The sequence below is a fragment of the Candidatus Sulfotelmatobacter sp. genome, from assembly GCA_036500765.1.
GTDB lineage: Bacteria > Acidobacteriota > Terriglobia > Terriglobales > Acidobacteriaceae > Sulfotelmatobacter.
Window position 1 is genome coordinate 846856 of record DASYBM010000004.1, and the last position, 20715, is coordinate 867570.

Consider the following 20715-nt stretch of genomic DNA (forward strand, 5'->3'; position numbering starts at 1 on the left):
CGAACCAAAAAGCACCCGATGAAAATCGGACAGGACTAACGCGCTGTCATCGCGCCGACTAACGACTGGCCAACCGACGACTGGCCAATCAACGATTGGCTAACCAACGAGTGAAAGACTTTCATTCCGTCAGTGCACCCTAATTCAGGCTCGGCCGAGCGTTCCGGGTGCGGCATCATGCCAACGACATTGCCGCCCGAGTTGCAAATGCCTGCAATATTGTCCAGCGATCCGTTGGGATTACTCGCTGCACTGATCTCGCCACCATCGGAGCAATAACGAAACACGATCCGATTGTCGCGCTGTAACTCCTGAAGAGTATCAGGGCCGCAAAAGTAGTTTCCTTCCATGTGACCGATCGGAATGGTGAGCACCTCTCCGTTCGAGCACATATTGGTGAAGGCAGTCGCGGCATTTTCCACGCGTACCTGCACGGGTTTGCAGACGTACTTCAGGCCAACGTTGCGCATCAAGGCGCCCGGCAAAAGGCCCGACTCGCAAAGGATCTGGAAACCGTTGCAGATGCCCAGCACCAATCCACCGCCATCGGCGAACTTGCGCACCGACTCCATTACCGGCGAGAACTTGGCGATCGCACCGGTCCGCAGATAATCGCCATAGGCGAAGCCTCCGGGAACGATCACGGCATCGCAGTTTTCCAGGTCGTGCGATTCATGCCACAAAAAAGTGGCCGGTTGCTTCGCGACGTGCTGAATCGTCCAGAACGCATCGTGATCGCAGTTGGAACCGGGAAAAACGATGACGCCAAATTTCATGGATGCCCTCAAACTGTGGGGAATTGAGTTTAGTCTAGCACGCCACAGATTGTGTGGGCGGACACTCTTGTCCGGTGCCTTTGATTTTGATTGATTTTGGTTTTGACTTTGACTCCACCGTCTCGGCGAAATCGAAACCAGAGAAAACAGCGGGCAGAGCTGTTGCCGAAGGGAGACCCCGATGCCACACCACCGTCATCCCGGCGTTCTCTACAGCGTGTTGCCTATCACGATGATCTTGCGTAATTAAATTCGTAATGGTTACTTCAGGGACGGAAAGATGATAACGGGAAGATGGATAGGAAAGAGCGAAAGCAATGGGCGTGCGCCTGACGAAATGGAAGCGCAACGGGGACGCACGCCCAAGCCCCAAAAACCTTTCTACAGAAGCCCTTGCGAGCGAAACCGCGTCACTGGATCGACTATCGCTTGCCGCTTAAAAATCCAGCGAGCCACCGCAATGCCAATCGCCGCATACCAAAGATGCACTACTCGCATAGGTCACCCCCCTCTCGGAATCGACCTCGTTGATCCTCAGGGGGAGGAACAACACAATCTCTATCGGCACAATAGCAATAGACCAGTTCTTGGACAAGGCCCGACAGTGCTATGGAAGTGGCACGGAAGTAATAGGAGTAGAGGGAAGACCGAGTCGGGCGGAAAGCCCAGAAACCGGACCAGTTAGCTGCGGCGGGCGACTCGGCCCGCCGCAGCGCCCGGCTGGATCGGAGGCTACAGGGAACATCGGAGGCTACAGGGAACAAAGATCAGTGCGCTGGAATTGGCTCATCGGTCGCACGCCCCGCCGGTGGCACAACCACGGTCGACAAGCTGCCTTCAGCGGTCATCTTCTGGAAGGTAGCTAGATCGCGGCGCTGCAACTCCTCCCAGCGTCCGATCAGTTCCCCGCTCTGCCGCTTGAGCTTTTCAAATTGGCGCTGCTCCGCCTCCGTCGGCGCCGAATCGGCGCTGCCCGCATCCATCGCCAGGTATGCCAGTTTGGCGTCGAGCTGTGGAGGATAGGCCAGGGAGTCTTCGTTGGCGCTGATGGTCAAGTTGACAAGTTCCTCGCGCACCGCAACCAGCTTCTTCTCCAGATCGTCGGCCGCATTCACAATCGTTTTAGTGCTGGCATTTTCCGGTAGCCGCCGCTTCAGCCCCGACAACTGCAAGCGCACATCCTGCATTTGGTTGACTGCATCGCAGACTCGGCTCAGTTCGTCGCGTGTCTGCAACAGCAGGTCGAATTGCGCCTCCAGATCGGCCTGACTGGCCTGCACCCGCGGGTCCAGCTTCAAATCGAATCCCGCCGTCTGTGTTTCACTGCCCACCGTGAGCCGAACCTGATAATGGCCCGGTACTGCAACCGGCCCGCGCGATCCGCCGTTATATTCCCACAGATAGTAGCCGGGAATATGATGCGCCTCCTCATAGCGCAAATCCCACACGAAGCGATTCAAGCCGGCGTCCGGCTTAAGTTGTTTTTCCGGTTTCTTATCGTCTGGTTCAAGCGGCTCTTCCAGCGTGTTGTACTCGGCGCTTGAGTATTTGCGAATCACTTTCCCCGAAGCGTCAAGAATCTCAATCTTCGCCTCAGTGTCGGCCTTCGGCGATTCCTTCAGGAAGTAATAAATCATTGCGCCCGCCGGCGGATTCTGTCCCGTCAGTTTCGAAGGATGCCGCTCCCCACCCGCTCCCGCCTGAATTCGATAAGCCGTGCGCGGCGCGTAGAGGAACGCATCTTTCTGCGCGAGGTCATCGCTATACTGGCGCAACGGAGACAGGTCGTCGAGAATCCAGAACGCGCGTCCGTGCGTCGCCACCACCAGGTCGTCGCCTTTGATCACCAGGTCGTGCACCGGCGTCGTCGGCAGGTTCAACTTCAGAGATCGCCAGTTCGCGCCGTCATTGAACGAGACAAAGATGCCCGTTTCGGTTCCGGCATAGAGCAATCCGCGCTTCTTGGGATCCTCGCGCACCACTCGAGCAAAAGTCGTGTCCGGAATTCCCTGCGTCAACTTTGTCCAGCTCTTGCCATAATCGCTGGTCTTGTAGATGTAAGGACGCAGATCGTCGAACTGATGCCGATCGACAGCCGCGTAGGCCGTGCCCGCATCAAACGGCGAAGGATCGATCTGGCTGATGCGCGCCCACTCCGGCATATCCTTGGGCGTTACGTTGCTCCAGGTTTTGCCTTCGTCCTGCGTCAACTGAATCAGACCGTCATCGGTGCCAACCCAGAGCAGTCCTTTCTTGATCGGCGACTCCGCCAGCGCAAAAATCGTGTCGTAATATTCGGTTCCGGAGTCGTCGAGCGTAATATCGCCGCCCGATACTTTCTGTTTTTCCTTGTCGTTGCGGGTCAAATCCGGGCTGATGATCTGCCAGTGCACGCCGCCGTCCGTCGTTTTAAAAAGCCGTTCGCCGCCGTGATACAGCGTATTCGGATCATGCGGGGAAAGCAGTACCGGCGCGGTCCACTGGAAGCGATGCTCCAGATTCGCCGCCCCATGCGCGTCGGAAAGTTCCGGCTGCTCGGTGATTGCCTTGACTTGGCCGATGTGCCGGTCGTAGCGTGTGATGTTTCCCTGGTAGTCAGCCGCATAAACAATGTTCGGGTCGCGCGGATCGGGGGCGATGTAGCCCGCCTCGCCACCACCCACGTCGTACCAATCGCTGCGGTCGATGGAACCATCGTCGCTGCGGCTCACGATGGCAACCGTGCCGCTGTCCTGCTGCGGCCCATACACGCGATACGGCGTGGCCGAGTCGGTAATGACGTGATAGAACTGCGCCGTCGGTTGATTCTCCTGGCGGGTCCAGTTCCTTCCGCCATCAAGGGTTAACGTCACTCCACCATCGTTCGATGCGATCATGCGCCGCGTATTCTGCGGATCGATCCAAAGTCCGTGATTGTCGCCATGCGGCACTCGGACCTTGTTGAACAAGTGTCCGCCATCGGTCGACTTGTAGGCCTCGACATTCATGATGTACAGAACGTTCTCGTCGCGTGGATCGGCGATCACGTGCATGTAGTACCACGGACGCTGCCACAGGCTGTGGTCGGGATTCACCAACTGCCATGACTCGCCGCCATCGTCGGAGCGATACAGCCCTCCATCGGGATTGTGGGCTTCAATCAACGCATACACGCGGTCGGAGTTCGCCGCCACGCTCACGCCGATTTTTCCGTAGGGCCCCTTGGGCAGGCCGTGTTCTTCCAAATGTTTCCAGGTTGTGCCGCCATCGTTCGAACGGTAAAGGCCGCTGCCCGGCCCGCCGCTCGACATGCTCCACGAAGTACGCCGCGCCTGCCACAAAGCCGCAAACACAATATTCGGATTGTGCGGATCGAAGGCGACATCGATGCCACCCGTGTTTTCGTCTTTGTAGAGAACTTTCTCCCAGGTCTTGCCGCCGTCAGTTGTGCGGAAAATTCCGCGCTCGGTATTCGCGCCGTAGGGATGCCCGAGAGCCGCCACGAAAACGATATCGGGATTCGTAGGATTAATAATCAGCTTTCCAATCGCCCGCGAATCGTGCAGACCCACATTCTTCCATGTCTTTCCGCCGTCCAGTGTTTTGTAGACTCCATCCCCATGCGAAATATTGCCGCGGATGCAGGCCTCGCCCGTCCCCACGTAAAGAATATTGTGATTCGAACTCGCCACTGCGATGCTGCCAATGGCGGAAGTGCCCTCTTTGTCGAAAACCGGAGACCAGGTCATGGCGCCATCGGTCGACTTCCACACGCCTCCGCCGGTTGCGCCGAAATAATAAGTCGTGGGATCGCCCGGTATCCCAGCAGCAGTCAGTGACCGCCCGCCACGGAAGGGCCCGATCATGCGATATTTCATGCCCTTGAATGCCTTCTCTTCCGGCTTAGAAGAAGATTCGCTTTCGTCGGAATCGCTCGCAGCGCCAGGCGCAGCTTGCGCAGTCGGGCTGGCTGGCGCAGCTTTCGCAGCCTTGGATTGCCGTTCTGGCTTGGTCTGGCCACTTGCAGAAGCCACCAGGAAGACCGCGAACACGACGGCGAGAACAAAGTTGGCGAAGTTCCGACGGCTAAAGCTCGGATGGATAAGGCGCGGCAGCATCATGCGAAAGCAATCTGGGCCCATATTATCTCCAGGGATGTGAACGATCTGGCTATGGTAATTGAGTTGAAGCTTGCTGAAAAGAGCAGGTTAAATTCAGACTGCCATCACTGACTTTGAGTCACGCGGCTCCTTCCTCAGTTTGGCTTATTTCTTGGCAATAAGGCTCTTCTTCGCCGCCCCGAGTTCTTTGCGCTCCGCGGCACTCACCTTGGGATAACCCAGGCCTAACGACTCCAATGTTTCGACCAGCACCGCTGAAATGGCCAGCCGCGAAAACCATTTGTTGTCCGCTGGAACCACGTACCATGGCGCCACTTTGCTCGAAGTATTCGCAATCATTTCTTCGTAAGCCTGCTGATAGTCGTCCCAGTACTTGCGCTCATGAATATCATCCGCCGAAAACTTCCAGTTTTTCTCCGGCTCGTCTAACCTGGCCAGGAAGCGCTTTTTCTGCTCTTTCTTCGATAAATTCAAAAAAAACTTAAGGATGACCGTTCCGCTCCGCGCCATATGCTGTTCAAAACACCGAATATCTTCGAAGCGTTCCTTCCACAGATGCTTACCGATCAAACCCTCTGGAATTCTCTGACCCTTAAGAATCTCCGGATGCACCCGTACCACGAGCACTTCTTCATAGTACGACCGATTGAAAATTCCGATGTGCCCGCGCTCGGGCAGCGCGACAGTTGTCCTCCACAGAAAATCGTGTTGCAGTTCAACCCCCGACGGCGCTTTGAAGGAATGCACCTGGCAGCCCTGGGGATTTACCCCCGACATCACGTGCTTGATAGCGCCGTCTTTTCCCGCGGCGTCCATTGCCTGGAAAATCAGCAGCAGCGCCCAGCTATCCTGCGCATAAAGCTTGTCTTGTAAATCAGCCGTCCGCTGAATGCCTTTCTGAAGCGCTTCCTCGGCATGCTCCTTGGAGCGCCACTGGCCGGTATCTTCGGGATCAAAATCTTTCAGCCGAAAATGCTTGCCATTGTCTACCCGAAACTTCTTGGCTAAGTTGTCAGTCTTCATTCGCAACCTGTTCCCTAAAAACTCTTTTCACAAAGGAGCTAGAGAGTTCGCTTCTACAGAGAGCCTTCGATTGCCGGATCAGAACTGCTATCCCAGGCGCAGCCAACAGGTACACGGCGTTTACGGCCTTGCAATCATAGCGCTATCTACCGCCAAAAGCACTGAAGCGATCCTGTCGCATTCTTCCAGCGTCTTGGCAACAAATATCACGACCCGCTGCTACGGCGATCCTTAGTGGTGATAGGATCACGTGGAGAGCTGCCGACCTTCGTCGAATAACGGAGCCGCTGCCGGCGAGCTTATGGCGACGCCGCGCGTACAAACGCGCGATTCCAATCGGAGAATTCCTATGAAACCTCTTGCTCTCGTCGGACTACTGCTTCTGGTGCTGGGATTCCTAACATTTGTCGTACCCGTTCCTCACAATGAGAGTCACGGAGTCAAGATCGGGGACGCGAAAATCGGCGTCGAGACCCAAAGCAGCGAAAAACTTCCTCCTGCCGTGGGCATTGTTCTTCTAGCCGGCGGTGTGCTCGCGCTTGTTGTTGGATTACGGAAGACATAGGAAAAAACCCGCTTGTTTGAATCTGAATTTTTGACTCCCACCCAGGAAGCGAAAGCCCTTTACCAACGGCTGGTGGCGCGCGCCGCAGAGATTGTCTGCACTTCGATCCCAGATCATCCCTATAACGGCAAAGATGCGCGAGCATTGGCAGACTTAACCAGCGCGGATTTGTTTCCAACCGTGGGACTCAGGATCGAACAGATCGCCGACCAACTGCGTGCGGTGGTATCAAATTCGGTGATGGTCAGCCATCCTTTCACGGCAGCGCACCTGCATTGTCCGCCGTTGTTGCCCGCGCTCGCGGCTGAAGTCGTGATCGGCGCGCTCAATCAGTCCATGGATTCGTTCGATCAGGCGCCCGTCGCAACAGTGGTCGAGCAGAAGATGATTCGCTGGCTGTGCGGCGAAGCCGGATTGCCTGCGACCGCGGCCGGAACCTTCACCACCGGCGGCTCGCAATCAAACTATCTGGCCCTTTTGCTGGCCCGCGATGAAACCACGCATAAGCACTGGAATTGCCGTGTGCAGAAGTCCGGTCTTCCACCCGAAGCCCGCCGCCTGCGCATCTTCTGTTCGGAAGTTGCGCATTTCACCGTGGAAAAATCCGCGGCGCAATTAGGCCTGGGAACCGATGCCGTGGTGCGAGTCGATGTGGATCGACATTTCCGCATGAATCCCGGAGCCCTGCGGAATTCGCTCGAGGCCGCTCAGTCTGCGGGACTCATCCCCATGGCAATCGTGGCGACGGCCGGGACTACAGACTTCGGCTCGGTCGATCCGTTGCTCGAACTCTCTTCGCTCGCCCGAGCAGTTGGCGCATGGCTTCATGTGGATGCGGCCTATGGCGGAGCATTGCTTTTTTCGACTCAGCATCGCGACAAGCTGCAAGGGATCGAAGCCGCGGATTCTCTCGGCATCGACTTTCACAAACTGTTCTGGCAGCCGATTCCATGCAGCGCTTTTTTGTTGCGCGACCTGCGCCACTTCGATTCCATCAAGCTCCATACCGATTACCTCAACCCCGAACTCCACGAGGGCGCGGGCATCCCCAATCTGGTTACCACCTCGCTGTTGACTACGCGGCGCTTCGACGCACTGAAGCTGTGGATTTCATTGCAAACTGTCGGCCGCAGCAGGCTGATGGCGATGATCGACCGCACTATCGAATTGGCCAATCACGCAGCCAAACTGATTCGCGAGTCGCCTCGCCTCGAACTGCTGTGCGATCCTCAACTCAGCACTGTCGTATTTCGCTATCGCCCATCGAATGCGGAAGCGGACTCAGAACTGATCAATGCCGCACTTCGTCAGCACCTGTTCGATCGCGGATTGGCCGTGATCGGCCACACCCGAATTCGAAATCGCCAATGCTTGAAGTTGACCTGCATGAATCCAACGGTTACAGAGCTGCAACTAGAGGAACTGGTCAAGATGATCGTGGAGCAGGGGGCGGATGTTGAAGCGTAGGATCATCGCCCGCTCACTTGACTCTTCGGCTGGCGACAAGAAGCTGCGTCCACGGTTGGTCGTCTAAACGGCTGATCTGGACCACCGCATGGCCGTTGGTGGTGGCTTGAATGAACTGGCCCTCGCCGATATACATTCCAGTCTGAGTGATGTTGCGCGGCGTGGAACCGAAAAATAGCAGATCGCCGGGTTGCAACTCCGGGCGATCGACCGGCTTCAGTCCCGTCCATGCGGCCTGCTTGTCGGCGTCGCGCGGCATGTTGAAGCCGCGGGCCCGCATTAGCATTTGCGTAAAGCCGGAGCAGTCGAAACCGAAGCTGGAACTGCCTCCCCACAAATATGGAATGCCGAGAAAGCGTTTGGCGAGTTCGATCGATTCGGCGATCGACAACGGCTTGGGCTCGGCAACCACGTCGCTCGACTGAATCCACCCACTGCGCTTGTCAGGGAGGCGAACCTGCAACCAGCCCTCGGGCCTCGGTACCGCGGATTTTGTCTTCGCAGACTTCGTCATGGTCGCCCTTGGTTCCTCTGCCGCATCTCCGGGCTTTTGCTCGGCCATCACTTCCAGGCGCGCCTCGAAGGGAATGGTCAGCACGGGCTTGTGGCGCGTGACCTCAGGCTCCTGATACAGATTGGCGAAAAGACTTTCGACCTGCACTGTCTCGCCTGAAGTGGCGTAGCCGTTGCCGCTCTGCACCAGGCGAAGATGGCGGCTCCGAACCCATCCCTTGGAATGATCGGCGGTTTGAATTCTGCACCATTCTCCGCGCGCGATCAGCAGCGTCACATTGCTGCCGTAAATGGCCTGCGACACTACCTGAGCGTCGTCGCTGGGCGCGGAGAATATATTGGCGACCGGTACCACAATGATCTGGGTACTATTTGCCGCAAAAACCGCCGGCATCCAAACCATACACAGAACCGCGAGTGCGGCAGCGGGCCGGACGACACGGCAAGGTCGGCGAATCTTTCGCAACAGTGGGATCGTGGGCATTATCGCTATCAAAAGTGCGCCCTCGGATTTCGATGGTAACGGATTCGAAGCGAGGCCTGCCACTGAATCCGCAAGAAACCGCCAAATGCAGACGCTCGCCCTCAAGCTCATGAATACGGGATTCCTCACAGCCGCCTAAGAGGATATGCTGGGGGCGCTCAATTACCAGCGGGGGAGGATTTAATCTTGGCAGCAATTTACGTGAAGCAAGATTCGTCCATACTGGATTCATCCATCCTTGGTTCATCGATCGTTGGTTCATCGATCCTTGGTTCATCGATCTACGATCTGGACACTCCGGCAACACTGATCGATCTGGATCGGATGGAGAAAAACATCCGCGAATGGCAGGAGCACGCCGATCGGTGCGGAGTAAAGTTTCGGTCACACATTAAGACCCACAAGATTCCCGAAATCGCCCGCATGCAGGTGGCGGCAGGGGCGCGCGGAATTGTCTGCGCCAAGGTGAGCGAGGCCGAACCCTTCGCCGCGGCAGGGATCGAAGATATATGCATTGCGTATCCTGTGGTCGGCGAAACGAAGTGGCAGCGCCTCGCCGCCCTCGCCAAGCGCGTACGAAGCCTCACAGTAAACTGTGACTCCGAAGAGGCTGCCCGAGGTCTATCGCGGGCGGCGGCCGCGGCGGGAGTTACCATCCACGTCCAGATCGATATTGACAGCGGGCTTCACCGCGGAGGAATCTCGTGGGACAATCATGCCGCGACTGCGCGACTTGCGGGCGTTATCGGTTCGCTACCGGGTCTGCGATTCGCCGGTATCACGACCTATCGCTCCATTCACTCGTCCGGGCTTCCGGAAGAACCCAGCGCAAAAGATGCGGGCCACGCCGAAGGCCAACTGCTGGTGGACGTAGCCAATCGGCTGCGCGCGAATGGGATTGCGTGCAGCGAGGTCACAGCCGGAAGCACGCCGACCGGAAAATGGGTTGCCGAAGTGGCGGGCATCACCGAAGTGCGAGCGGGCAACTACGTTTTCAACGACCTGATGCAACTGAATCGTGGCATCGCGAGCGAAGATCAGCTCGCGCTCTCGGTTCTGTGTACAGTTTCGAGCACGAACGGTTCCGGGCGACTGACGATCGATGGCGGCACCAAGACCTTCAGCGGAGATGCGGGCGGAGCCGGCACGGCACGCGCTCCCGCGGCTATTGCCCGAGCCGTCGATCGTCGAGTTTTCGTGGAGCGCCTCAACGAAGAGCATGGCATGGCTCGCACAGAAGACGATATAAAGCTGGGAGAGAAACTTCGCTTCTTTCCTTATCACGCCTGCACCTGTGCCAATTTGAACGATGAAATCATCGGCTTCCGCGGCGAGCGCGTGGAAGTGGTGTGGCGAGTTCAGGCGCGAGGACTCAGAACGTAGGTTCAAAGTCGACTGACGGGGGGAACGATGGCGAAATATGTGATTCAAACCACGAAAGGCACAGCTCCGCAGGGGGCGTATTCGCAAGGCTGGCGCGCCGGAGATTTTATCTTCGTCACCGGAACCGGTCCGCTCGATGCCAAAACCGGCAAGCTGGCCGGCGAATCGATTGAAGAACAAACCGAACAAGTCATCAGCAACATGGAATCCGTGCTCGCCGCCGACCATGCAACCCTCGCCGACGTGGTCAAAGTGACCGTCCATCTCAGCGACACCGCGCTGTTCGCGCGCTACAACGCCGTATATGCCCGGCGTTTTGCCGCCCCCTATCCCGTGCGCACGACCGTGGGCAGCGACCTGCGTCAATTGCCGGGGATGCTGATCGAGGCCGACTGTATCGCCTATCTTCCACAGACTGAGTCGAATGCGAAGCCGCGCGCACGAAGCGCGAAGCGCTCAACAAAGAAAAAGACTCGGCGTGCCCGGTAAATGGCAAACTCTACACTGGGCCGGAGTTGGAACCCGATCCCATGCGCGACTTTCGAAAATAGAAGTAGAGCGGAAGCCCCGCCGCGATCAGCCCCAAACCCACCGTCGATTCGAGTGGCCGCGTATGAATCGTATTCCACACCAGCCACGCGGCAACCAGCACGAACACCAGCGGCAAGAATGGATACGCCATCGTCTTATATGGCCGTTCAGCATGCGGCATCTTGCGGCGAAGTGCGAACACCGCCGTCGTTACCAGCGCGTAGAAAATCCATGAAGCGAAAACCACACAGTCGGTAAGCTGATCGTAGGTTCCCGAGATAGCCAGCAGACTGGCCCAAACGCCCTGCACCACAATCGAAAATACCGGCACTTGCGTGGCTGGATTGAGGCGGCCAAACGGAGCGAAGAACAGCCGATCTCGAGCCATGGCATAAGGCACCCGGGCCGAAGACAGAATTGTCCCATTCAACGCGCCCAGTGTAGAAAGCACAAACACAATCGATACCAAAGTCGCGCCATAGCGAGCCAGAAAAGTCTGCGCCGCCTTGGCCGCAACCGGCAGCGCGTCGCGATAGCTGCTGGAATTCGAGCTTAGAACCTCAGAAAAAGGCAGCGCGTAAAAATAGGAAAAGTTGGCCAGGCAGTACACGACAACGATGATCGCGGTACCGATAATCAACCCCCGCGGCACATTCCGCCTGGGATTTTGCACCTCGCCGGCTACCATCGGCATCTGATTCCAGCCTTCGTAAGCCCAGAGCGCTGCCAGCATCGCGGTGCCGAAGGGAGCGACGCCATGCCAAAAGCCAACGCCAGTTCCGCCGCCCGCTGGACTCGCCAGATGGGCCACCGTGCCACCCTTCGAGAACAGCAGAATGCCGCCGACGATGACAGCGATTCCCGCAACTTTGAGAATGGTCACCCAGAGTTGCACCTGCCCGCCCAACACCACGCGTCCACAATTCAACGCCGAGAGCAGAATGATCACGCCCACCGCCAGCACCTGCTGCGTGCCGAATCGCCAAACCAGCGTCTGACCAAAAGCGTGATAGTTGTATTCGCTCCAGACGTAGTTGATAGGCAAGATCGCAGCCAGAAAAGTGGCAAAGCCAACCGCGAGACTGGCAATCGATCCGGCCGATCCCATGACTAGCCGCATCCATCCAAACAGAAACGCCGGACCCTCGCCATACGCTTCGAGCAAATAAACATATTCGCCGCCAGCATGTGGCAGCAGCCCGCCCAATTCGGCGTAAGTGAGCGCTCCCGCCATCGAAAGAAGACCAGCGAGAACCCACGCCCAGAGCACGAGGCCCGGCGAACCCACGGACTGAGCCATAACAGCAGCTTTGAGAAAAACTCCGGTGCCGATGACCGTACCCACAATCAGCGAGACAGTATGGGCGAGGGTGAGTCCGCGATAGAGCTGTGGTTCGGCGTCCTTATGTGCAAGGCTCATTCTTCGTCGGAAAATTCGAGTCGCGCCTGGGATATTTGCGTCGAGGAAGTATATGAGGCGGGTTGCAAAACGCAAAATTTGTGGAAGCGATGGACCGGAAAGTGAAAGTGATGGATGGAAAGAAGTATTGGCTGCCCCCCAGGGATTCGAACCCCGATAGCCTGCTCCAGAGGCAGGTGTCCTAGCCGTTGAACGAGGGGGCAGTTTCCGGATTGGAGCCGCGGCCCGCAACCCAATTTCATTTTATGGTTGAATCTGAGGCGGGTCAACCGAAAGCCGCTTCGGGCAGCGGTAGAATCAAGCGATCAACTCTCTGGTGAGGATTAAGCTATGGCCCCAGCCCTTCACTTGGCTCCGCCTGCCGCAGACTATGCCGAAATCGCGCGCCGCCCACTCGAAGCTGAACAATGCGTGCTGATCGTCATTGACATCCAGGAGAAGTTGCTGCCCCCGATTTATCAATGCGAGCAATTGGTTCGGAATGCGCAGGTGCTGATTCGCGCGGCTGGAATTCTAAAGATCCCGGCTCTTGTGAGCACGCAGTACGCGAAGGGATTAGGCGGGACTGTGCCGGAACTCACCTCCCTGCTGGCCGGGACCGAGGCGATCGACAAGACTTTGTTTTCCTGTTTCGGCAGCGACGAGTTTTGCAGCGTGCTGAAGCGCCTGCCCGGGCAGCGCAACACATTGCTGCTCTGCGGCATGGAAAGCCACATTTGCGTGGCGCAAACCGCGCTGGCAGCTCTGCGCGAGGGATATCTCGTTCACGTGGCATCGGACGCGGTCGGTTCTCGCACAGAGTGGAACTGGAAGATCGGTTTGGACCGCGTGCGCTCCGCCGGCGCGGTAATTTCCTCGACCGAGATGATGATTTATGAATTGATGCGATCGAGTTCGTCGGCGGCGTTCAAGGAACTGTTGCCGCATCTGAAGTCTTTGTAGCGACGGCTGTCCCGAAAGCCCGCCCTTGGGGAAGGCGTCCTCGTCCTCACCCTCGGCTTTTCCGACAAAGTGCGACCTCGCAGGCGAAGCTGCACGAAGCCTTTGAGTCTCTCTAGCTATTCTTTCTTCTTCACGCGCACCACCGTGATTTTGGCGAAACCTTCGTCGAACGACGGCGCTTTCAGCTTTGCCGCCATCCGGCGCATGATGTCTTCCGGCACTACGCGATCGCGGCGTTGATGGCGATCCAGGCAAACTTCCAGCGGCACGTCGAAAAATACGGCGTGTACTTCGTAGTTGTAATCCTTGGCCAGTTTGATCCAGTGCTGGCGCTCCTGCGGCGTCAGGTTCGTGGCATCCACATAATTCATAGGGCGCTTGGCGATAAGGCGCGCCTTGAGCATGGAACGCAGATTCGAGAAGACGAGATCCTGAAAGCGTTGCTCACGAACATCGTCAAACAGAAGCGACCGCACCATATCGCTGGAGAGCGGGACGACGCTGTGGCGCTTGAACCATGAACTCTTACCCGAACCCGGAAGTCCAATGGCCAACACTACAATCCCTTTCGGGGGCCGAACCGGCGTGGCGGCCACGGCAACGGGCACGCGAGAAGCTTGCGCAACCTGAGCCTGGGGTTCGGCGACCTGTGGCCCGTCCTGTGTTGTCGCATCTTCCGCTGCTTCTCGCAGTTCTTCCGGCGCAACTGCTTCGGATCCCTCCAGGCCAGGAACAATCCCCTTCACCGCGGCCGGCGTGAAGGCCTGAGCCACGGCTTGTTCGCGACCGCGTCCCCCTCGCCCGCGCCCTCCCCGGCGGCGGCGACCGCGTCCCCGCGGGCCGTCAGCATTGGCGGCAGGACGGGGAAGCTCAGGAGCGTTAGCGGATCCTTCGCGTGGGGGTCGTCCTTCAAATTCAGGTTCCGCCGCCACCGGAACTTCGTAGTCGGGCGGAATCGACTCTTCAGGATTCGACTCGCGAGGCGACTCAACAACACCTGACTCTGCCACCGGAGCTTCCGCATCGAAATACGCGGGCTGCAACGGAGGAGGCGTCGGCTGACTTCCCTGTTCGGGGGCTTTCTTCTTGCGGCGCTGCAACCGATCTTTCATCCATTTACGCATGTTCAGGCTTGTAACACAGATGATGGGAGCGGAGCAATCGACCGATGCATGTCCCGCACCAGAAACGACAGCGCCGAGCCACAAAAGTTTAAAAGTCATGTTAGCTAAGAGATTGGCGTGGAGGACGCGACGATTCCGGCGAGCCGATTAGCGCTTATCGTAGGATCGCGGCGCTACAATTGTTTCCTTTAAGGATGAAAATTATGCCAAGCCAGATTCCTGCGCCGATTCAAGGCCAAAAATACATTTCGCTCACCACCTTTCGCAAAACCGGAGCGGGAGTCGCAACACCCGTCTGGTTCGGAGAAGAAGACGGAAAGCTCTACGTGATGACGCGCAGCGATATGGGCAAAACCAAGCGGATTCGCAATAATCCGCAGGTGCGCGTCGCCCCGTGCACCATCCGCGGAAAGGTCACAGGACCGGAGTTTGCTGCCCTAGCGCGTATTCTCCCGTCCGACGAGCACGCGCGCGCCCGAATCACGATCAACCACAAGTACTGGGCCGCCCGCCTTCCCTTGGTCTGGGCCCGGACGGATACTTATATCGAAATCAGCTTCGATTGATCGAACATTGCACGTATGAGTGACATATCTTATATATTATGTCACTATCTAAATTACATGACATTATTGTATACTGTGTCACTTACTTGAGGGGTGTCATGAACCCAGAGGCCAGACTTAAGGTGAATGAGAACGGGCGGGTCGTTATTCCCGCGCCTTTCCGCAAAGCGCTGGGCATCAATCCCGGCGACGTAATTGTATTGCGCATGGAAGATGACGAATTGCGCATCACCACTTTGAAACGGCGCATTGAGCGGGCGCAGAGGCATGTTCGCAAATACGTGAAGCCAGGGGTGTCGCTGGTCGACGAATTGATTGCGGATCGGCGCCGCGAGGCGCGGAATGAGTAGCGTCGTGCTGGACGCCTCCGCGGTGATGGCTGTGCTCAATCGGGAACTGGGGGCCGCCAAGCTGCCACCCAGCCTGTTGAGCAAATCGGTATGTAGCACTGTGAACCTGGCCGAAGTGCAGAGCAAACTCGTCGAACGAGGAATTCAGCCGGACGATGCATGGGCAGCGGCCCTCAGTCCGATCAACGAATCACTCGCCTTCAGCCCAGAGCAGGCGAAGACCGCGGGGAGCCTGATCGCACAGACTCGTCCGCTGGGCCTGTCGCTGGGCGACCGGGCATGTTTGGCGCTGGCGCTCTCGTTGAACGCTCCCGTATACACTGCCGACCGGTCGTGGAAGAACCTGAAAGTGGGGGTTCGGATACACGTGATCCGGTGAATTGTTCGATACCCTGAGGGCCTCACCCGGCAGCGCGACGTTCTAGCAGATTCTCGGCAGTTGTTCCCCGCTCAGCATGTCCACCACGCGATTGCCGCCGATGCGGCTTTGCAGCAGCACCGTCCGTCCGGGCCTTTCTTCGACTCTCCCAACACATACCGAGCCTTCTGAGACCGCAATCTTCTCCATAACTTTCAGCGCCGCATCCGTCTGCGCCGCCGGAACGAATACTGCGAAGCGCCCTTCATTCGCAACATAGAGCGGATCGAGCCCGAGAATCTCGCATGCGCTCTGCACTGTTTCCTGTACTGGAATCAGCGCCTCATTCAGCTTGATGCAAACATTTCGGTCGCCAGCAATCTCGTTCAAAGTTGTGGCCAGACCGCCGCGAGTCAGGTCGCGCAAGCAGTGAATTTCGATTCCAGCATTTAGCAGTGCCTCGACCGCAGGCCACAAGCAAGCCGTATCGCTCAGGATGGGCGACTCGAACTCCAGCCCTTCTCTTACCGACAAAATGGCGATGCCGTGGCGGCCAAGGTCGCCGCTGACGATGACCGCGTCGCCCACTTGCACCGCAGCCGGGCCGATCGTTCCCTTCACGTTCACGTCAATCAATCCGATGCCGGAAGTGTTGACGAAGATACCGTCTCCTTTGCCTTTGTCGACGACTTTCGTGTCGCCGGTCACCAACTGTACGCCTCCGTCAGCCGCAGCTTTTTGCATGGACGAGACCACAATGCGCAGGGTCTCCATATCGAGGCCTTCCTCGAGAATGAACCCGGCGCTCAGATACAAAGGCCGTGCTCCGCACATGGCAAGATCATTGACGGTCCCGTTCACTGCAAGATCGCCGATATCGCCGCCGGGAAAAATCAGCGGGCGCACGACAAAGGAATCCGTAGTGAAAGCTAGTTGCGATCCGGTCCTTAATCCCGCGGGGGTCAGCACCGCCCCATCGTGCCGCGATTCGAGCACAGGATTGCCGAACGCAGGCAGGAAAATCTTTTCGATGAGCTGATGCGTGAGCCGCCCCCCGCCGCCGTGCGCCAGGACGATGCGGTCGTCAGCGACTTTGGGTACCGGACAGCTCAGGTTGAACTCGGTCATTGCTTTGATGGTCATTGGCTTGCCGCCTGCCGTAGTGATAATAGGCCGCGCACGCTCCCTCCGACGACACCATGGGAGCGCCCAGCGGATTCTCCGGCGTACACTTCACAGCAAAGGCCGGACATTCGTGTGGCTTTTTAATGCCTTGCAGAATCAATCCGCTGATGCACTCCGGCGATTCTTGCGCGGGAACGCCGTTGAATGGGAAGCGCCGGTTGGCGTCATGTTTCTGGAAGCGTCCGCGCAATTGAAATCCGCTGGCTGCGATCTCGCCCAAACCGCGCCATTGCCTGTTCACAACTTCGAACACTTGCATGATTCTTTCCTGCGCGGGCCGGTTCCCTTCCCGCCGAGTTGCGCGCGCGTATTGGTTCTCCACTTCATGGCGGCCTTCTTCCAGTTGGCTGACCGTCATGAGAATTCCTTCCAAAATATCGAGTGGCTCAAAACCGGTCACCACAATGGGAACCTGGTAGCGCTCGGCAATCGGGAAATACTCTTCGTAGCCCATAACCGTGCACACGTGCCCCGCCGCCAGAAATCCCTGTACCACGCACTTGTCGGACGAGAGCAGAGCTTCCATCGCCGGAGGAACCAGCACGTGCGAAACCAGCAGCGAGAAGTTTTCTATGTGATCGTAATCGGCCTGCCACGCGGCCATGGCATTTGCGGGCGCCGTAGTTTCAAAACCCACCGCAAAGAAAACAACCTCGCGCTGAGGATTCTGCTTCGCGATTTTCAAGGCGTCGAGCGGCGAGTACACGATGCGAACATCGGCGCCTTCCGCCTTGGCGTCGAACAGACTCTTCGCCGAGCCCGGCACGCGCAGCATATCGCCGAACGAACAGAAGATGACTTCCGGACGATGCGCAATGGCCACGGCCTTATCGATCAATTCGATCGGCGTGACGCAGACCGGGCAGCCAGGGCCGTGTACGAGCGTAATGTCCTTCGGCAACAAGTCTTCCAGTCCGCTCTTGACGATCGTATGAGTCTGGCCGCCGCAGATCTCCATGATCGTCCACGGACGTGTCGCTTTTTCCCAGATGGCGCGCGACAGTCGTTCGGCAGCTTTCTGATCGCGATATTCACTGAGGAATTTCACCGAGTTCCTCCTGCAATCCCCCGAGTTCTTCGAGGTATCTGAAAACGCGCTGGGCTTCGGCCTCATCAATTACGCTGATGGCGAATCCCACGTGCACGAGAACATATTTTCCGATTTCCGCCTCCGGGACGTAGGCAAGATTGACGTCTTTGCGGATGCCGCCGAAGTCGACTCTGCCGCGGCGAAAAGAAACATCGCCCTCGTCCATGATTTCAATCACGCGGCCTGGAACTGCAAGACACATGGATCTCTCCCGTTAGATTTGCATTCACTGCTCAGGATACGCCCGCTCTGCGGCGTACGAGACAATTCATTTTCCGCGCAGCACGCCAGACTGACGCCGGTAGGAGCATATAGCGAAGTTTTCGCCCGTCCAATCAGGGTTTCCCTGTAGGTTAGGAAGAGCGACGCGGGGTTTCCCAGGCAAACGAAGGAGGTCGAGTGTGGCGTGGCGTGACCCGACCGGGCAAGATGACGCAAGTGCGGTGGCCCGCCGACGCAATCTAAAAGGGCGCTCCTTCGCGTCGGTTTCGAGTTCCAATCGAAACTCTACCGCAAGGAACGCCCTTTGGTCCGAATATCGGCTAGGCGACCGCGACTACGTCGTAACGATCAAGGTTCATCACCTTGTTCCATGCCGCCACGAAGTCCTTCACAAACACTTCCTTCGAGTCGTCAGATGCATAGACTTCCGCGATTGCCCGCAGTTGAGAATTTGAACCAAAGACAAGGTCGACCCGGGTGCCGGTCCATTTGATTTCGCCCGATTTCCGGTCACGCCCCTCGTACACTGCTCCAGAGCCGTTGGAGTCTTGCGACGGCTTCCACTCTGTATTCATGCTGAGCAAGTTGACGAAGAAATCATTCGTCAGCGTCTCCGGCCGGTTGGTGAATACGCCGTGCTTGGACTGCATGAAATTCGCCTTCAGCACGCGCATGCCACCGAGCAGAACCGTCATCTCCGGAGCGGTCAGTTTCAGCAACTGCGCTCGATCGATCAGCAACTCTTCCGCCGACAGCGGCTGTTTGCCGCGAATGTAGTTGCGGAAGCCGTCTGCCACCGGTTCCATTACCGTGAACGAGTGCACGTCGGTTTGCTCGGGCGACGCGTCGGTACGTCCCGGCGTGAACGGAACTTTCACGTCGTGCCCCGCCTTTTTCGCAGCTTCTTTCACGGCCGCGCAGCCTGCCAGAACAATCAGGTCCGCCAGCGAAACCTTCTTCCCTTTATTCCCATTCGACTGCGCGGCGTTGAACTCCTTTTGGATCGCCTCCAGCTTCTGGAGGACCTTGGCCAGTTCCGCGGGCTGGTTCACTTCCCAATCCTTTTGCGGCGCGAGGCGAAGGCGCGCCCCGTTGGCCCCACCACGCTTGTCGGAACCGCGGAAGCTCGCCGCCGATGCCCATGCAGTTGTGACCAGCTGGGAAATCGATAGTCCGGAGGCAAGAATCTTGGCCGCCAGAGCAGCCATGTCCTTCTCGCCGATCAATTCATGATCCACGGCCGGAACCGGGTCTTGCCAGATCTGCGGCTCCTTTGGAACGAGCGGACCCAGGTAGCGCGGGCGAGGTCCCATGTCGCGGTGCGTCAGCTTGAACCATGCCTTGGCGAAAGCATCGGCGAACTGATCTGGATGCTCGTAAAAGCGTCGCGAGATCTTTTCGTAGGCCGGGTCGAACCGCAAGGCGAGGTCCGTGGTCAACATCGATGGCGCGTGGCGCTTGGAAGGATCGTGCGCGTCAGGCACGGTACCCGCGCCTGCGCCATTCTTCGGTGTCCACTGTTGTGCGCCAGCCGGGCTCTTCGTTAGTTCCCATTCGTAGCTGAACAGGCTCGTAAAGAAGTTGTTGCTCCACTTTGTGGGCGTGGTGGTCCAGGTGACTTCCAGACCGCTGCTGATCGTCTGGTCGCCGTTGCCGTTACCAAAGCTGTTCTTCCAACCCAGCCCCTGATCCTCGATTGCGGCGCCTTCGGGCTCCGGGCCGACATACTTCTTGGTATCGGCAGCACCGTGGGTTTTGCCAAACGTGTGTCCGCCGGCAATGAGCGCAACCGTTTCCTCATCATTCATCGCCATGCGAGCGAATGTCTCGCGGATATCCCGCGCCGCGGCGACCGGATCCGGCTTGCCATTCGGACCTTCCGGATTCACGTAAATCAAACCCATCTGCACCGCGCCGAGAGGATTCTCGAGTTCACGATCGCCTATGTAGCGCTTGTCCCCCAGCCACTCGGTTTCCGGCCCCCAGTAGACGTACTCTTCAGGCTCCCAGACATCGGCGCGGCCGCCGCCGAAACCGAAAGTTTTGAAGCCCATCGACTCAAGGGCGACATTCCCGGTGAGAACCATAAGGTCAGCCCAGGAAATCTTCCGGCCATATTTTTGCTTGATCGGCCACAGCAACCGGCGCGCCTTGTCAAGATTCACGTTGTCGGGCCAGCTGTTGAGCGGCGCAAAACGTTGTTGGCCGGAGCCTGCCCCGCCGCGACCATCGTGGATGCGGTACGTCCCCGCGCTGTGCCACGCCATGCGAATGAAAAGCCCGCCGTAGTGGCCAAAGTCGGCTGGCCACCAGTCCTGCGAATTTGTCATCAAGGCATGCAGGTCCTTGATCACGGCATTCAGGTCGAGGCTCTTGAATTCTTCCGCGTAATTAAATTCCTTGTCCATGGGATCCGACAAAGAAGAGTGCTGGTGGAGCATCTTCAGGTTCAGCTGATTGGGCCACCATTGCTCATTCGATAGCGGGCCCGTGACTGTGTGCGAGTGCGCCCCGTGCATGACCGGGCATTTGGCTTCGGTTGATACCTCCGGCTCCGTATTTCCAGGGCCAGGAACGCCAGCGAGTACTTGCTTGTCTTCAGACATAATTCCTCTT

General features: G+C 57.8%; 18 protein-coding genes and 1 tRNA gene. 8 read left to right on the forward strand and 11 right to left on the reverse strand.

Annotation, left to right across the window (positions count from 1 at the left end; translation table 11 throughout):
* Window positions 1–35: 35 nt before the first annotated feature.
* The 3 genes from purQ to VGM18_06615 all read right to left on the reverse strand — a co-directional run bounded on the left by purQ (window position 36) and on the right by VGM18_06615 (window position 5899).
* Window positions 36–776, reverse strand: coding sequence for a phosphoribosylformylglycinamidine synthase subunit PurQ (gene purQ / locus VGM18_06605; GenBank protein HEY3972656.1), 741 nt, complete (start codon window positions 774–776; stop codon window positions 36–38).
* A 767-nt stretch (window positions 777–1543) separates the two neighbouring features.
* The gene (locus tag VGM18_06610; GenBank protein ID HEY3972657.1) at window positions 1544–4897 is read right to left on the reverse strand and encodes a hypothetical protein; all 3354 of its coding nucleotides are present in this window, start codon (window positions 4895–4897) and stop codon (window positions 1544–1546) included.
* A 123-nt stretch (window positions 4898–5020) separates the two neighbouring features.
* Window positions 5021–5899 (reverse strand): polyphosphate kinase 2 family protein, encoded by an 879-nt coding sequence (locus VGM18_06615; protein ID HEY3972658.1) that lies wholly within the window; start codon window positions 5897–5899, stop codon window positions 5021–5023.
* Window positions 5900–6248: 349 nt separating this feature from the next.
* Between VGM18_06615 and VGM18_06620 the strand changes: the two genes are divergently transcribed.
* Window positions 6249–6464 (forward strand): hypothetical protein, encoded by a 216-nt coding sequence (locus VGM18_06620; GenBank protein ID HEY3972659.1) that lies wholly within the window; start codon window positions 6249–6251, stop codon window positions 6462–6464.
* 12 nt (window positions 6465–6476) lie between these two features.
* Window positions 6477–7931, forward strand: a complete 1455-nt coding sequence (locus VGM18_06625) for an aspartate aminotransferase family protein (protein HEY3972660.1) — start codon at window positions 6477–6479, stop codon at window positions 7929–7931.
* A gap of 13 nt (window positions 7932–7944) precedes the next feature.
* On the opposite strand, the gene VGM18_06630 is transcribed toward VGM18_06625, so the two are convergent.
* The gene (locus VGM18_06630) at window positions 7945–8928 is read right to left on the reverse strand and encodes an SH3 domain-containing C40 family peptidase (GenBank protein HEY3972661.1); all 984 of its coding nucleotides are present in this window, start codon (window positions 8926–8928) and stop codon (window positions 7945–7947) included.
* 186 nt (window positions 8929–9114) lie between these two features.
* Here VGM18_06630 and VGM18_06635 point away from each other — a divergent pair, with 186 nt between their 5' ends.
* On the forward strand, window positions 9115–10311 hold the full coding sequence (locus VGM18_06635; protein HEY3972662.1) for an alanine racemase: 1197 nt from the start codon (window positions 9115–9117) through the stop codon (window positions 10309–10311).
* Between the two features lie 27 nt (window positions 10312–10338).
* Window positions 10339–10800, forward strand: coding sequence for a Rid family hydrolase (locus VGM18_06640; protein HEY3972663.1), 462 nt, complete (start codon window positions 10339–10341; stop codon window positions 10798–10800).
* A 10-nt stretch (window positions 10801–10810) separates the two neighbouring features.
* Here the strand turns inward: VGM18_06640 and VGM18_06645 are convergent, their stop codons facing one another.
* Window positions 10811–12262 carry an amino acid permease gene (locus VGM18_06645; GenBank protein HEY3972664.1) on the reverse strand — a complete coding sequence of 484 codons (1452 nt, stop codon included), beginning with the start codon at window positions 12260–12262 and terminating at the stop codon, window positions 10811–10813.
* A gap of 128 nt (window positions 12263–12390) precedes the next feature.
* Window positions 12391–12465 (reverse strand) — tRNA-Gln (locus VGM18_06650).
* 127 nt (window positions 12466–12592) lie between these two features.
* Between VGM18_06650 and VGM18_06655 the strand changes: the two genes are divergently transcribed.
* On the forward strand, window positions 12593–13204 hold the full coding sequence (locus tag VGM18_06655) for a hydrolase (protein ID HEY3972665.1): 612 nt from the start codon (window positions 12593–12595) through the stop codon (window positions 13202–13204).
* Window positions 13205–13320: 116 nt separating this feature from the next.
* Here the strand turns inward: VGM18_06655 and VGM18_06660 are convergent, their stop codons facing one another.
* A complete protein-coding gene (locus VGM18_06660) occupies window positions 13321–14328 on the reverse strand; it encodes an AAA family ATPase (GenBank protein ID HEY3972666.1) in 1008 nt (335 codons plus the stop codon).
* Between the two features lie 203 nt (window positions 14329–14531).
* Between VGM18_06660 and VGM18_06665 the strand changes: the two genes are divergently transcribed.
* The 3 genes from VGM18_06665 (at window position 14532) to VGM18_06675 (ending at window position 15623) form a co-directional block, all read left to right on the forward strand.
* The gene (locus tag VGM18_06665; protein ID HEY3972667.1) at window positions 14532–14894 is read left to right on the forward strand and encodes a PPOX class F420-dependent oxidoreductase; all 363 of its coding nucleotides are present in this window, start codon (window positions 14532–14534) and stop codon (window positions 14892–14894) included.
* A gap of 98 nt (window positions 14895–14992) precedes the next feature.
* On the forward strand, window positions 14993–15244 hold the full coding sequence (locus VGM18_06670; GenBank protein ID HEY3972668.1) for an AbrB/MazE/SpoVT family DNA-binding domain-containing protein: 252 nt from the start codon (window positions 14993–14995) through the stop codon (window positions 15242–15244).
* Window positions 15237–15623 (forward strand): type II toxin-antitoxin system VapC family toxin, encoded by a 387-nt coding sequence (locus tag VGM18_06675; GenBank protein HEY3972669.1) that lies wholly within the window; start codon window positions 15237–15239, stop codon window positions 15621–15623. The genes VGM18_06670 and VGM18_06675 overlap by 8 nt, the downstream gene beginning before the upstream one ends.
* Window positions 15624–15665: 42 nt before the next feature.
* Here VGM18_06675 and hypE read toward each other — a convergent pair whose 3' ends face one another.
* The 4 genes from hypE to katG form a co-directional block, all read right to left on the reverse strand.
* On the reverse strand, window positions 15666–16745 hold the full coding sequence (gene hypE, locus VGM18_06680) for a hydrogenase expression/formation protein HypE (GenBank protein ID HEY3972670.1): 1080 nt from the start codon (window positions 16743–16745) through the stop codon (window positions 15666–15668).
* Complete coding sequence (hypD, locus tag VGM18_06685; GenBank protein ID HEY3972671.1) at window positions 16687–17835, reverse strand: hydrogenase formation protein HypD; 1149 nt, start codon at window positions 17833–17835, stop codon at window positions 16687–16689. The genes hypE and hypD overlap by 59 nt, the downstream gene beginning before the upstream one ends.
* Window positions 17819–18079 (reverse strand): HypC/HybG/HupF family hydrogenase formation chaperone, encoded by a 261-nt coding sequence (locus VGM18_06690; GenBank protein ID HEY3972672.1) that lies wholly within the window; start codon window positions 18077–18079, stop codon window positions 17819–17821. Before VGM18_06690 ends, hypD begins: the two co-directional genes overlap by 17 nt.
* Before the next feature lie 340 nt (window positions 18080–18419).
* Window positions 18420–20705 carry a catalase/peroxidase HPI gene (gene katG, locus VGM18_06695; GenBank protein HEY3972673.1) on the reverse strand — a complete coding sequence of 762 codons (2286 nt, stop codon included), beginning with the start codon at window positions 20703–20705 and terminating at the stop codon, window positions 18420–18422.
* Between the last annotated feature and the right edge of the window lie 10 nt (window positions 20706–20715).